The sequence below is a fragment of the Rhodococcus sp. (in: high G+C Gram-positive bacteria) genome (assembly GCF_049591685.1).
Lineage (GTDB): Bacteria > Actinomycetota > Actinomycetes > Mycobacteriales > Mycobacteriaceae > Rhodococcoides.
In genome coordinates, this window is sequence record NZ_JBAWFH010000043.1 from 1 (window position 1) to 13,449 (window position 13,449).

General features: G+C 65.3%; 13 protein-coding genes and 2 pseudogenes. 11 read left to right on the plus strand and 4 right to left on the minus strand.

What is annotated here, in order from left to right:
* Positions 1-233: pseudogene (locus WBQ44_RS01595) on the minus strand (uroporphyrinogen-III synthase); the annotation flags it as partial.
* 81 nt (positions 234-314) lie between these two features.
* Complete coding sequence (locus WBQ44_RS01600) at positions 315-1,163, minus strand: aldo/keto reductase (RefSeq protein WP_495564989.1); 849 nt, start codon at positions 1,161-1,163, stop codon at positions 315-317.
* Between the two features lie 58 nt (positions 1,164-1,221).
* On the opposite strand from WBQ44_RS01600, the gene WBQ44_RS01605 reads away from it, so the two are divergent.
* From WBQ44_RS01605 to WBQ44_RS01630, 6 genes are all read left to right on the plus strand, one after another.
* Positions 1,222-2,853, plus strand: a complete 1,632-nt coding sequence (locus WBQ44_RS01605; RefSeq protein ID WP_495564990.1) for an ABC-F family ATP-binding cassette domain-containing protein — start codon at positions 1,222-1,224, stop codon at positions 2,851-2,853.
* A 145-nt stretch (positions 2,854-2,998) separates the two neighbouring features.
* Positions 2,999-3,271 carry a helix-turn-helix transcriptional regulator gene (locus WBQ44_RS01610; protein WP_495564991.1) on the plus strand — a complete coding sequence of 91 codons (273 nt, stop codon included), beginning with the start codon at positions 2,999-3,001 and terminating at the stop codon, positions 3,269-3,271.
* A complete protein-coding gene (locus WBQ44_RS01615; RefSeq protein ID WP_495564992.1) occupies positions 3,268-3,855 on the plus strand; it encodes a hypothetical protein in 588 nt (195 codons plus the stop codon). The genes WBQ44_RS01610 and WBQ44_RS01615 overlap by 4 nt, the downstream gene beginning before the upstream one ends.
* The gene (locus WBQ44_RS01620) at positions 3,852-4,745 is read left to right on the plus strand and encodes an ABC transporter ATP-binding protein (RefSeq protein ID WP_495564993.1); all 894 of its coding nucleotides are present in this window, start codon (positions 3,852-3,854) and stop codon (positions 4,743-4,745) included. Before WBQ44_RS01615 ends, WBQ44_RS01620 begins: the two co-directional genes overlap by 4 nt.
* Complete coding sequence (locus WBQ44_RS01625) at positions 4,742-5,938, plus strand: ABC transporter permease (protein WP_495564994.1); 1,197 nt, start codon at positions 4,742-4,744, stop codon at positions 5,936-5,938. Before WBQ44_RS01620 ends, WBQ44_RS01625 begins: the two co-directional genes overlap by 4 nt.
* Before the next feature lie 110 nt (positions 5,939-6,048).
* Positions 6,049-7,554: a carboxyl transferase domain-containing protein gene (locus WBQ44_RS01630; protein WP_495564995.1), complete on the plus strand. Its 1,506-nt coding sequence runs from the start codon at positions 6,049-6,051 to the stop codon at positions 7,552-7,554.
* Here the strand turns inward: WBQ44_RS01630 and WBQ44_RS01635 are convergent.
* A complete protein-coding gene (locus WBQ44_RS01635; protein WP_495564996.1) occupies positions 7,465-7,896 on the minus strand; it encodes a hypothetical protein in 432 nt (143 codons plus the stop codon). The genes WBQ44_RS01630 and WBQ44_RS01635 overlap by 90 nt on opposite strands.
* Positions 7,897-8,036: 140 nt before the next feature.
* Between WBQ44_RS01635 and WBQ44_RS01640 the strand changes: the two genes are divergently transcribed.
* Positions 8,037-9,893 (plus strand): propionyl-CoA synthetase, encoded by a 1,857-nt coding sequence (locus WBQ44_RS01640; protein ID WP_495564997.1) that lies wholly within the window; start codon positions 8,037-8,039, stop codon positions 9,891-9,893.
* Between the two features lie 91 nt (positions 9,894-9,984).
* Positions 9,985-10,887 (plus strand): DMT family transporter, encoded by a 903-nt coding sequence (locus WBQ44_RS01645; protein ID WP_495564998.1) that lies wholly within the window; start codon positions 9,985-9,987, stop codon positions 10,885-10,887.
* Here the strand turns inward: WBQ44_RS01645 and WBQ44_RS01650 are convergent.
* Positions 10,884-12,215, minus strand: a complete 1,332-nt coding sequence (locus WBQ44_RS01650; RefSeq protein ID WP_495564999.1) for a cryptochrome/photolyase family protein — start codon at positions 12,213-12,215, stop codon at positions 10,884-10,886. The two genes, WBQ44_RS01645 and WBQ44_RS01650, sit on opposite strands and share 4 nt — an antisense overlap.
* A 108-nt stretch (positions 12,216-12,323) precedes the next feature.
* Between WBQ44_RS01650 and WBQ44_RS01655 the strand changes: the two genes are divergently transcribed.
* From WBQ44_RS01655 to WBQ44_RS01665, 3 genes and pseudogenes are all read left to right on the plus strand, one after another.
* A complete protein-coding gene (locus WBQ44_RS01655; protein WP_495565000.1) occupies positions 12,324-12,536 on the plus strand; it encodes a hypothetical protein in 213 nt (70 codons plus the stop codon).
* Positions 12,537-12,543: 7 nt separating this feature from the next.
* Positions 12,544-13,245, plus strand: coding sequence for a response regulator transcription factor (locus WBQ44_RS01660; protein ID WP_495565001.1), 702 nt, complete (start codon positions 12,544-12,546; stop codon positions 13,243-13,245).
* Positions 13,242-13,449: pseudogene (locus WBQ44_RS01665) on the plus strand (sensor histidine kinase); the annotation flags it as partial. The gene WBQ44_RS01660 and the pseudogene WBQ44_RS01665, both read left to right, overlap by 4 nt.

The following is a 13,449-nucleotide window of genomic DNA, read 5'->3' on the forward strand; positions in this document are numbered from 1 at the left end:
GCGGCGTCGAGCCAACCGCGGAAACCGATACCGGTACTGATCACCGTCAACTCCGGCGGCTTCTCGATGATGCGTGCGGTCTTCTCCCGCAGATCCGAATCGTCGAGCAGAGGCAGCACGTGAATCGCCGGAACATGCACCGTAACTGCGCCGCGGCGTTCGAGCAGGGTCGCGAACTCGTCGGCCCGCCGCTCGGCCGTCAGCGCGATCGTCTTCCCCGTCAGCGGTTCCATGCCGATCAGGATAGGCGCTGCGCACCGGTGTTCACTTAGTGTCGTTGCAGCAACACTTTGTGCGCACGGGTGCGGAGCGCACTAGCTACTGAACTGATCCGGATCCGGTCCCGTGCGGCCGTCCGGGGTGTTCAACGCGTTGATCTTCTGGATCTCGTCGTTGCTCAGCTGGAAGCCGAACACGTCGAAGTTGGCGGCGATACGCTCCGGCGTCACCGACTTGGGGATCACGACGTTGCCGAGCTGAATGTGCCACCGCAGGATGACCTGGGCCGGAGTGACGCCGTGCGCCTCGGCGATCGGCGCGAAGGCAGGATCGTCGAGAACTGTGCCGGATCCGAGTGGGCTCCACGCCTCGGTGGCGATGCCCTTCTCCGTGTGGAACGCACGCAGCTCCTCCTGGATGAAGCGCGGGTGCAGTTCGATCTGATTGACGGCCGGCGTTTCGCCCACGGCGTCGATCAGCTTCTCCAACGTCGGGATGGTGAAGTTGGAAACGCCGATCGAACCGATGCGGCCGTCCGCCTTCAACTTCTGGAACGCCTTGAACGTGTCGATGTACTTGTCACGATCGAGCTGCTGCCAGTGAATGAGGTACAGGTCGAGGTATTCGAGGCCGAGACGGTCCATGCTGGCGTCGAACGCCTTCAGCGTCGAGTCGTAGCCCTGATCGTCGTTCCACAGCTTGGTCGTCACGAACAATTCGTCGCGCGCGATGCCCGACTCGGCAATCGCCTGGCCGGTGCCGGCTTCGTTCTCGTACACCTTCGCGGTGTCGATGCTGCGGTAACCGACCTTCAATGCCTCGGACACCGCAGCCTGCGCGCCGTCGTCGGGAACCTGCCACACACCGAAGCCGAGCTGGGGAATTGCATGCCCGTCATTGAGCACGATCGTCGGAACAGTACTGGTTTCGGGTGAATACGTCATACAGGTGCCAACTCACCGCGATGCGGGTCTGTTCCCGCGATAGAGAGATACTTGCGCGGTGACTGCAACGCTTCGAATCGACGACCTCGCCGCTTTTCACGGCGACCGCACCTTGTTCTCGGGCCTGGATCTGACGGTCGCAGAGGGCGAAGTCATCGGACTCGTCGGGGCGAACGGGGCAGGCAAGTCGACGTTGTTGACGCTGTTGGCCGGTGTCGGGACCGCCGATATGGAGGGTGAGATCTACACCAGTCCGCCCGATGCCACCGTCGGCTACTTGGCGCAGGAACCGGACCGCATTCCCGGCGAGACCGTACTCGACTTCATCGGCCGGCGGACCGGTGTCACTGCCGCCGAGCAGGACATGAACGACGCCGCGGAAGCTCTGGGCAGCAGCGAAGAAGACCTGTACACCCCTGCGCTCGAGAAGTGGCTCGCGCTCGGCGGAGCGGATCTGGCGGAGCGGACGGCGAAGGTGTTGGCCGATCTGGGCCTCGAGGTGGACGGCGGTGCGTCGATGACGGATCTGTCCGGCGGGCAGGCTGCTCGTGCCGGATTGGCCGCCATCCTGCTCGCTCGGTACGACATCCTGCTTCTGGACGAGCCCACCAACGACCTCGATCTCGCCGGTCTGGAACAACTCGAACGATTCGTCGTCGACACCAGGGCAGCGATCGTCGTTGTCAGCCACGATCGTGAGTTCCTTGCGCGGACCGTCACCGGCATCGTCGAGCTGGACCGCGCTCAGCACCGGATCGACGTGTACGACGGCAGCTACGAGTCGTACCTCGCCGAGCGCGAGATTGCGCGTCAGCATGCCCGCGAGAAGTACGACGAGTTCGCCGATACGAAGGCATCACTGGAGTCGCGCGCCCAGATGCAACGCAACTGGATGGAGTCCGGCGTCCGCAATGCCCGTCGTAAAGCAACGGACAACGACAAGATCGGCCGCAAGACCCGCGCCGAGTCGACGGAGAAGCAGGCAGCGAAGGCGCGTCAGACGCAACGCCGCATCGAACGGCTCGATGTCGTCGAGGAACCGCGCAAGGAGTGGGAACTGCGCATGGAGATCGCGGCGGCGCCCCGCAGTGGAACGGTCGTTGCGGTGCTGGGTGGCGCAGTGGTGCGGCGCGAGGACTTCACGTTCGGACCGGTGACGACGCAGGTCGAGTGGGGGGATCGCATTCTCGTCACCGGTGAGAACGGTTCGGGCAAAACCACTTTGCTGTCGGTGCTGCTGGGTCGACTGGCACCCGACGAAGGAACGGCGTCGCTGGGATCGAGCGTCGCGGTCGGCGAAATCGACCAGGCACGAAAGCTGTTCGACGGTTCCGAGACCGTCATGGCTGCGCTCGGCGCCGCAGTTCCGGACTGGCCCGACGCCGACGTTCGAACCCTGCTCGCCAAGTTCGGCCTTCGCGGCGACGACGCCATGCGGCCCGCCGAGTCGCTGTCCCCGGGTGAGCGGACACGTGCCGCGTTGGCACTGCTGCAAGCGCGCGGAGTCAACTTGCTGGTGCTCGACGAGCCCACCAACCACCTCGACCTGCCTGCCATCGAACAGCTCGAGCGGGCTATGGAGAACTTCGACGGCACGCTGATGTTGGTGACGCACGACCGGCGCATGCTCGGCACCGTGCGAGCCACCCGTCGCTGGACCATGCGGGCGGGTCAGCTCAGCGAGGCCTGAGGTGCGCCGGCGGGTGCGCCGGCCGGCATCGATGGCCGGCATCGATGGCACATAACAACGGCTAGACGGTTGCAACGGGCCATCGATGCGGCCCGGGTTGTTCCAGCGGTTGACAGATCGTTGGGTTTACACAACACTTTGTTCTATGAGCCCCATAAAGCGTGGCAACGCGCTCCCGATCTACAACAGGGTGGGTGTTCTGCGGGCCGAACGAAAGATGAGCCGCGCGCAACTGGCCGAACTCATCGAAGTGAATCCACAGACGGTGGGCGCCCTCGAACGGGGTGACCACTACCCGAGCCTCGACTTGGCGATGCGCATCTGCGACGTGTTCGACCTCCCGGTCGAAGCAGTGTTCTCGCGGGAAGAGCTCGGGCCGCTCTCCGCCGAACTGTTCCGAAGGGAGAAGGACGCGTGAGCACCCCCGACTCGAACATCCTGTCCAGATACCAGGCCTACCGGACGCGACGCTTCCTGGAGAACGACGCGAAAACTCGTCATTGGCTGCCTGCATGGCGAACGCAGCGTCGCCGACGCATGTTGGCCATCGCAGTGGTCGCCACCCTCCTCGTCCTGGTGGTGATCTCCATCTGGACGCTGTTCTGGGAGTGGGCACCGCTTGCCTGGCTTCCGGCAACTGCGGCGTTCCTCGTCCTGTGGACGATGCTGCAAACGGTGTCGGGGCGTCACAGCGACGCCCCGATGGGCGCCCTCGACGAATGGGAAGTGCAGCAGCGCAACGAAGCTCGATCCATCGGGCTCACCGTGACGCAGGGTACGGTCATGGCTGCGATCATGCCTCTCGTCTTTCTCGGCACCTGGGTGGACAACGACCGTCTCGCCTATGCCGGCGGACTGTGGACGCTGACGGCACTTCTAGCGGGAATCTGTTCTCCCGCATTCGTTCTCGCATGGATCACGCCCGACCCAGAACCCGAAGACCTGCAAGAACCTGAAGACCTGCCAGAACCTGATGACCTGCAAGAAGAAAGGGCACCATGAGCACCCTCACGATCGACGACGTATCGAAGAGGTACGGCGACAAGATCGCCCTCGACTCGCTGAGTTTCGACGTACGCCCCGGCGAGCTGTTCGGTTTCGTCGGCAGCAACGGCGCAGGCAAGACCACCACGATGCGCATCACGCTCGGCGTCTTGTCCGCCGACTCCGGCCAGGTCCTCCTCGGCGGTAAGCAGGTGGACCTCGACGTTCGCCGGACCATCGGCTACATGCCCGAGGAGCGCGGGCTCTATCCCAAGATGAAGGTCGGCCCACAGTTGGCGTATCTAGCCGAGTTGCACGGCCTGTCGAAGTCCGACGCGCACTCGGCAGTGCAGCGCTGGACCGAGCGGCTCGGTATCTCGGAGAGGCTCGACGACACCGTCGACGCTCTGAGCCTGGGCAACCAGCAGCGCGTTCAACTCGCGGCGGCGCTGATTCACGACCCGGCTGTGCTCGTGCTCGACGAGCCGTTCTCCGGCCTCGACCCCGTTGCCGTGGACGTGATGAGCGAGGTGCTGCGCGAGAAGGCAGCGTCGGGCGTTCCCGTCATCTTCTCGAGCCACCAACTCGACCTCGTGCAGCGGCTGTGTGACCGCGTCGGCATCATCGCGGCGGGACGCATGAAGGCAGTGGGTACCGTCGACGAGCTACGCGGCACCGGCAGCGGGCAGCTCGACGTGCACGCCCCCGCTGCGCCCGCAGGATGGGCCGACGGAATCCGCGGAGTGCACACGCTGAGCCACGCGAACGGCCGAACGCTGTTGACGATCGAGCCGGGCGCCGACGATCAGGCCGTCCTCGGCGCGGCCCTCGCCACCGGACCGGTACACGAATTCACCACCCGCAAACCATCGCTGAGCGATCTGTTCCGAGAGGCGGTCGAGAAATGAACCACAACGTGAGTTCCAGTAGGGCAATCGGATTGATCGCAAAGCGCGAGTTCACCGTTCAGGTGATGAAGAAGAGCTTCGTCATCAGCAACGTCATCATCCTGGCCGTCATCGTCGGCGGCATCATCGCCTTCTCCATCTTCTCCGGAGGCGACGGCGAGGACCGTGACGTCGTCGGCATCGTCGGTGACCAGTCCCTCGCGTCGGTCCTACAGGCCACCGGCGAATCCGTCGGCAATCCCGTCGACGTCCGCGAGATCGCCGATGCCGAAACGGCGCGCGCCGACGTCGAATCCGGTGACGTAGCAGTGGCTCTCGTACCGGAGACCGCTGGCGCCTACACCGCGATCACGGAGTCCGAGCTCACCGGAGCACTCAGAGCAGTCGTCGAAGGAAGCGTGCAAGCACAGGCCACGGACGCCGCGCTGGCCGCACAGGGTGTCGACCGGGCGACCCTGTCGTCCGCAGCGTCCAACGCGACGGTCACCGTCGACGCCGTCGACCCGCCCGATCCCGAAGCCGGTCAACGCGTAGCACTGTCGTTGTCCGCCGTCTTCATCCTCTACGCGCAGATCATCGGCTTCGGCATGTACGTCGCGATGGGCGTCGTCGAGGAGAAGTCCTCTCGCGTCGTCGAATTGCTGCTGTCGACCGTCCGGCCGCTGCAACTGTTGTGGGGCAAGATCCTCGGAATCGGCGCGGTGGGCATTCTGCAACTCGCGCTGTACGGCGCGGCGGGCGTCGGCGCAGGACTGGCCACCGGGGTGCTCACCGTCACCGGCACCGCCATCAGCGTCTTCATCGGCACTCTGGGCTGGTTCGTACTCGGGTTCGCGTTCTTCGCTGTGCTGTACGCCGCGGGCGGCTCGATGGTCTCCCGGCAGGAAGACGTCAATTCGACGACGATGCCGCTGCTGTTGCTGATCATGGCGATGTTCTTCGCGGCGTTCTACTCGGTCGGCGACCCCGAAAGCACGCTGAGCAACGTGCTCAGCTGGATCCCACCGTTCTCCGCGGTCATGATGCCGCTACGTATCGCCGCGGGCGTAGCACCGCTGTACCAAATCGTCGGGACGGCGCTCATCATGGCCGCCACGACAGCAGCGCTCGCCGTCGTCGCGGCGAAGATCTACCAGCGCTCCATCCTGCGAATCGGCAAAACCGTCACATGGAAGGAAGCATTCGCTCGCTAAGGCAGGAGTGGAGACTGCAGGAACGATCCGATCAACAGGAGTGGAGCCTGCAGGAACGGTCCGATCAACAGGAGTGGAGCCTGCAGGAACGATCCGATTAAACTGGCACCATGAACGCACGGACGTCCGCCGCCGAGATCCTCGATGCAATTCTCGACGGCGGTTCGTTCGTGTCGTGGGACGAGCCGCCACTGGATGTCTCGCCCGGCGCTGCCTACGCGGCGGACCTGGAGAAAGCTCGAGACAAGAGCGGCGTCGACGAATCCGTATTGACGGGCAAGGGCTTGGTCGACGGACGCGACGTGGCGATCATCGCCTGCGAGTTCGGTTTTCTCGCGGGATCGATCGGCGTCGCCGCCGCCGAGCGGATCTGCGTCGCCATCGAACAGGCAACGGCTGAAGGGCTTCCCCTCATCGCATCACCCACCTCCGGCGGCACCCGCATGCAGGAGGGCACGCTCGCCTTCGTGCAGATGGTCAAGATCGCGGGAGCTGTCACGCTGCACAAGCGCGCCGGCCTGCCCTACCTGGTGTACTTGCGCAATCCGACGACGGGCGGTGTGTTCGCGTCGTGGGGCTCGCTGGCTCACGTCACGTTCGCCGAGCCCGGTGCGCTCATCGGATTTCTCGGCCCGCGCGTGTATCAGGCGTTGTACGACAAGCCCTTTCCCGAGGGCGTGCAAACCGCGGAGAATCTCTACCAGCACGGCGTCATCGACGGTGTCGTTCCCGTCCAGAACCTTCGGCACCTCATGGTCCGCGCGCTCCGGGTGGTCAGCGGCGACAACGAACTTCCCTACGAACTGGACCCCGCGCCGACGCCCGCCGACATTCCGGAGCACTCGGCGTGGCATTCCGTCGCGGCATCACGCCGCGACGATCGGCCCGGCGTTCGTCAACTGCTCGAACACGCTGCTACCGAACAGGTTCCGCTCAGTGGCACCGGTCAGGGCGAATCGGACACGACGATCCTGCTGTCGCTGTGCCGGTTTCGCGGCATCTCGTGCGTGGTGTTCGGTAACGATCGCAGCAGTCACAGCGTCACCGCGACGATGGGGCCCGGTGCGTTGCGCGAGGCCCGCCGCGGCATGAAATTAGCCGAGGAACTGCGCATACCGCTGGTGCTCGTCATCGACACGTTCGGTGCCGCATTGTCCAAGGAAGCCGAGGAAGGCGGGCTGGCCCCCGAAATCGCGCGCTGTATCAGCGATCTCGTCACCGTGGACACGCCGACGGTGTCGGTGCTTCTCGGTCAGGGCACCGGCGGAGGTGCGCTCGCACTGCTCCCTGCCGACCGGTCGCTGTGCGCGCAGAATGCGTGGCTGGCGCCGCTTCCACCCGAAGGTGCAAGTGCCATCGTGCACCGCGACACCGACCACGCCGCGGATATGGCCGAGGCACAGGGCATCCGGTCGGTGGATCTGCTGCGCGCCCACATCGTCGACGCCATCGTTCCCGAGCACCCCGACGCAGCCGAGGAGCCCGTCGAATTCTCGCTTCGAGTCGCAGGCGCTATCGCCCGCGAGCTACGCGACATCGCCGCCGCGAACCCCGCCGACCGACTCACGACGCGAATGGCGCGATACCGCCGACTCGGCCTCCGCGACCAGAGCTAGAACGTCACCGGCGCGCACGTCGCACGGTAGCTCGACCTTCGAATTCCCCAACCCGAAAAACTCCAGCCGCGCGGTGCAATGCCGGTTCGCGACGGCCGCGTCGACGTACTCGCCGGGCGGAGCGTCGATTGTCACGACACCTGCGATCACCGACCGCACCCGCGTCACCATGACACCGTCGATCGACGTCGGGGTTCCCTCGCAATCGGCGAGGTCTTCGAGCGCGCAACCGTCGACCACGATTCGGCCCAGGTGATAGCACGTGTCGGCCGGCCATTCTTCGCTGTCGAACCGAGGCCTGCATGCTGCAGTCAACGACGGGAGAAGCTGAAAGAGAGTCACAGGAGAAGTCTCGTTGCGCTGGGCCAAGCAGGGCCAGTGTCTTGATGAAACCAATACGCGCCAACGGTGAACGCTTATGACCAACCATCGCGGCAGCCGAGTCCGTCGGCGAACGAAGACACCGCAACTAGGCTGCATACATGAGCGGCGAATACCGGTATGCATTCGACAGAAGCATCGACGATCGCGAGGGGTTCTGGCTCGACGCGGCACGAACCATCGACTGGTCGACGCCTCCGAGCAGAGCGTTCGAAGGCGACCGCTGGTTCCCGGACGGACGCCTCAACACCTGCTTCAACGCGCTCGATCGGCATGTCGAGGCGGGTCACGGTGATCGAACCGCGTTGATTTACGACTCCGCGATGCTCGGCCTTACGCGCTCGTACACGTATTCCGAGTTGCTCGTCGAGGTCGCACTGTTCGCGGGTGTCCTGGCCGAACGCGGCGTGCGCGTAGGCGACCGTGTCGTTCTCTATCTACCGATGATTCCCGAGGCCGTCGTGGCGATGTTGGCGTGTGCACGGATCGGTGCGGTGCACTCGGTGGTGTTCGGTGGGTTCGCGGCCAAGGAACTCGCCGCCCGCATCGACGACGCCGAACCCACCCTGCTCGTCACGGCCAATGGCGGATTCGAACCCGGCCGCGTCGTCGAGTACCTGCCCATCGTCGAGAAGGCGCTTGCGCTGACCACAGCCCCGGCGCCGCAGGTGATCGTCAAAGCCCGCGACGGCATCGACGCCGACCACTCGTGGCTCGACTGGAACGAGCTGACCGCCGACGCCGCCGCCACCGATCCCGTTCCGGTGCAGGCCACGGACCCGCTGTACATCCTGTACACCTCGGGCACGACAGGTAAGCCGAAGGGCGTCGTCCGCGACAACGGCGGCCATGCCGTCGCGCTGCGGTGGTCGATGAGAAACATCTACGATGTCGGGCCGGGCCAGGTGATGTGGACGGCGTCCGACGTCGGGTGGGTCGTGGGGCACTCCTACATCGTGTACGGGCCGCTGCTGGCGGGCGCGACGACCGTTCTGTACGAGGGCAAACCGGTCGGCACGCCCGATGCAGGGGCGTTCTGGCGGGTCATCGCCGACCATCGGGTGCGGGCATTGTTCACGGCGCCGACCGCGTTGCGCGCGATTCGCAAGGTGGATCCGCAGGCGGCCGAGCTCGACAAGTACGACATCTCTTCGCTGGAAACACTGTTCGTCGCCGGTGAACGCCTCGATCCCGATACCTACGAGTGGATCAGCCGGACAACGGATCGACCGGTCGTCGACCACTGGTGGCAGACCGAGACCGGCTGGGCGATCTGCGCGAATCTGCGCGGCCTGGAGCCACTTCCGATCAAGTCGGGCTCGCCGACGGTTGCCGTACCCGGTTTCCGCGTCGCCGTGCTCGATGCGTCGGGCGATGCCGTCGACGCCGGTACCGAGGGCAACATCGTTCTGGAGCTGCCGCTCCCGCCCGGCACCCTGGTGGGGTTGTGGAACGACGATGACCGCTTCCGCCGCTCGTACCTGGACACCTTCCCTGGGTACTACCTGACCGGCGATTCCGGCTACATCGACGCCGACGGGTACGTCTACGTTCTCGGCCGCAGCGACGACGTCATCAACGTTGCGGGCCACCGACTCTCGACCGGATCGATGGAAGCGGTGGTCGCGAGCCATCCTGCCGTGGCCGAATGCGCGGTCATCGGCATCCACGACGATCTCAAGGGGCAACGACCCAGCGGATACGTCGTGCTGAAGGCGGGCGAAACCATTGCCGAGGACCAGCTGCGCGACGAACTCGTCGCGATGGTGCGCGATCAGATCGGTGCGCTCGCAACCTTCCGCGACGTCACCGTCGTCGGGGCGCTACCGAAGACGCGATCGGGCAAGATCCTGCGCAAGACGATGCGGCAGATCGTCGCGGGCGAGGAATACGGCGTGCCGTCGACCATCGAGGACCCCGCCGTTCTCGACGCGCTAGAGAAACTGCTCCGGCATTGACAGGCACTGACAGCGCTCACGGCAGAAACACGCAGGACGATGGCCGAAAACCGCGCGAGTTTCGGGCTGGGAGGACATAGCGTCTTATCCCATGACCCAGCTCGACTCCCGTCCGCAAATCGATCGACTCGCCCTCGCCGCCGTCGTGGTGACGGTACTGTCCTGGGCTTCGGCGTTCGTCGCCATTCGCGGCGTCGGTATGTCCTTCGGCGCAGGCCCGCTCGCGTTCGGCCGCCTGCTGATCGGTTCGGTCGCGCTCGGCGCGGTGCTGTGGGCCAAGCGAACCTGGGTGCGCCCGAATCGCGTTCAGTGGTTGCAGATCATCAGTGTCGGAGTGTTCTGGTTCGCCGTCTACAACGTCTCGCTGAACGCCGCGGAGCAGCGTGTCGACGCCGGCACCACCTCGATGATCATTCAGATCGGGCCCATCCTGGTCGCGATCTTCGCCGGACTGCTCCTCGGTGAAGGATTCCCGCGCTGGCTCGTCATCGGCGGAGCCATCGCGTTCCTCGGGGCCGTCATGGTCGGCGTCGTCTCCGCGGTCACGACGACGGACACGACGAGAACCGACGCGGATTGGTTCGGCATCGCGCTGTGCCTGCTGTCGGCGGTCACGTATGCCGTCGGCGTCCTGAGCCAGAAACCCGTGCTCAGTGCAATACCCGGCCTGCAGGTGACGTGGATGGCGTGCACCGTCGGCGCTCTCTGCACGGCGGTGTTCGCGCCCGCGCTCGTCGACGATCTCCGTACCGCCTCTGCCGGTGCGACGGGCGGCCTGATCTACCTCGGACTTGTGCCGACGGCGTTGGCCTTCAGCACGTGGGCGTATGCCCTGACGCGCATGAACGCCGGGCGCCTCGGCATCACCACGTATGCGGTTCCGCCGCTGACGATCACGCTCGCCTGGGTACTGCTGGGAGAGGTTCCGCACGTACTCGCCGTGGTCGGAGGGGTGATCTGCCTCCTCGGCGTCGCGGTGTCACGGCGACGCTAGAGGGCCTTGAACCTCGCCAGTGCCACTTCGCGCTCGTGCTTGTGGTCGACGATGGGGTCGGGATACTCCTTCGGGCGCCCGTACTTCAGCGTGTGCACGGCGCGACCTTCCTCGCCGCGGAGCTCGGGAACCCATCGGCGCACGTAATCGCCTGTGGGATCGAACTTCTCGCCCTGTGTGATCGGGTTGAACACCCGAAAGTACGGCGAAGCGTCCGTCCCGGTGCCTGCGGTCCACTGCCAACCGTGCTGATTGTTGGCCAGATCGCCGTCGACGAGCTGCTGCATGAAGTAGCGCGCGCCGCGCCACCACGGGAGATGCAGGTCCTTCACCAGGAACGACGCGACGATCATCCGCACGCGGTTGTGCATCCAGTGCTCCGTGTTCATCTGACGCATCCCGGCATCGACGATCGGGAAGCCCGTGCGTCCTTCCTTCCAGGCGTCGAACAGTTCCTCGGTGTGCTCGCCGGAGTCCACCTCGATCCTGTCGTACTTCTTGTCGTAGTTCTCCCGTGCACTGTCGGGTCGTTGAAAGAGAATGTCGCCGTAGAAGTCTCGCCACCCGAGCTGCTTGCGGTACGTCGCGGCCCCGTCGCTGGCGATCTTGGACAGATCGGCGAGCATCGTCCGGGGGTGAATGTTGCCGTACTTGAGGTACACCGACATGCGGGAAGTCGAATCGAGATCGGGCCGGTTGCGTTCGTCGTCGTACGCCGAGACATGCTCCAGGAATTCATGCCAGGTCGTCGATGCCGCAGCCTCGCCCGCGTCAGCGTCGGAACCGCCCTCCTCGGTAGGGATCGACACCCGTTCCGGCAGCCCCGACACATCCGACGGATCCAGCCAGGACACGGTGTCGGCCGAAGTGGCCGCAGGGCCACGCCACCCGTGCTGCAACCACTGACGGAAGAACGGTGTGAATACCCGATAGGGCTCACCGTCGTTCTTGGTCACCCGCCCCGGCGCAACCGCATACGGCGAACCCGTCGCGACCAGGGATACCTGCTTACCGACGCGCTCGTCGCGGTCCCGTCCGTACGGTCCGTAGTCGGCGCTGACGTGGACATCGCCGCCACCCGTCGCGTTCGCGACCTGCGGCACAACGACCTCGGGATCACCCTTCACAACCAGGAGGCGACCGTCCAACTGCTCGTTCAGCGCTTCGAGACTGCGAAACAGGAAGTCTCGGCGTGGCGCGCCCGACGGCTTCAACAGCTTGTCGTCGAGGACGAACAACCCGAGCACCGGCCCCGTCGACTCTGCCGCCGCAGTGAGCGACGGGAGGTCGGCCGTACGGAGATCGCGTCGAAACCACACCACAGTCATGGGGTCTTTCTACCCGAACACGGTCGTAGACAATCCTCCGAGACATTCTCAGAGTTTCCCCACACAGCACTCACCAGCAGCCCACTTACCGCTTCTACCTTGGGAAACATGACAAACACAGCAACTCACCCGTTCCCCGGTGCGGCGTCGCTCGTGAACAGCACCTGCACCTTCGAGGCGTACTACGACAAGCTGTACGCCAGCGCTCCCGCCGTGGCGTGGACACTCGACGCCGACCGCGACCGTCGCACCGCACTCGAGCAGTTCTTCGCCCTCTCCCCTGAGCAACGGCAGCTGACGGTCGAGCGCTGGGCAGCATAATAGGGCTGTGCCCGAATCTGCCACCGTGCTCGTCGTCGACGACGATGCCGACGTGCTCGCCTCGCTGCAGCGCGGCCTCCGCCTGTCCGGCTTCGCCGTCATCACCGCCGTCGACGGTGCCGAAGCGCTGACCGTCGTCTCCCAGCGCGCACCCGACGTCGTGGTGCTCGACATCAACATGCCCGTTCTCGACGGCGCAAGCGTCGTCAAGGCCTTGCGCGCCATGGGCAACGACGTCCCGATCTGCGTACTCAGTGCGCGCAGTTCGGTGGACGACCGCATTTCCGGCCTCGAATCCGGGGCCGACGACTACCTGACGAAGCCGTTCGTGCTCGCCGAACTCGTCGCTCGCATCCGCGCCATGCTGCGCCGACGCACGACCGCCCCCGCCGCCTCGGACAGCGACACCGCCGTCGTGATCGGCGACCTGCGCGTCGACATTCCCGGATACCGCGCGCACGTGGACGGTCGCGAACTCGACCTCACCAAACGCGAATTCGAACTGCTCGCCGTACTCGCACGCAACTCCGGCGTCGTCCTCACCCGGGAGCGGCTGCTCGAACTGGTGTGGGGCTACGACTTCGTCGCGGACACCAACGTCGTCGACGTGTTCGTCGGCTACCTGCGCCGCAAGATCGAGGCCGACGGCCGACCGCGGATCCTGCACACCGTCCGCGGCGTGGGCTTCGTGCTCCGAGCGTCCGCATGAGGTTCTCGCTCCGAGCACGGGTGGCAGCGGCAACGGCGCTGGGAGCCACCATCGTCGTCGCCACCCTGGGCATCGTCACGTCCGTCGCCATCTCACGCAACAACGTCAGCAATCTCGACGAACGTCTCACCACCGCATCGCAGGTGCTGATCCCCAACGCGGCGAGCCTCGAATTGTTCCTCGACCAGCTGGGCAGCTCAGGTG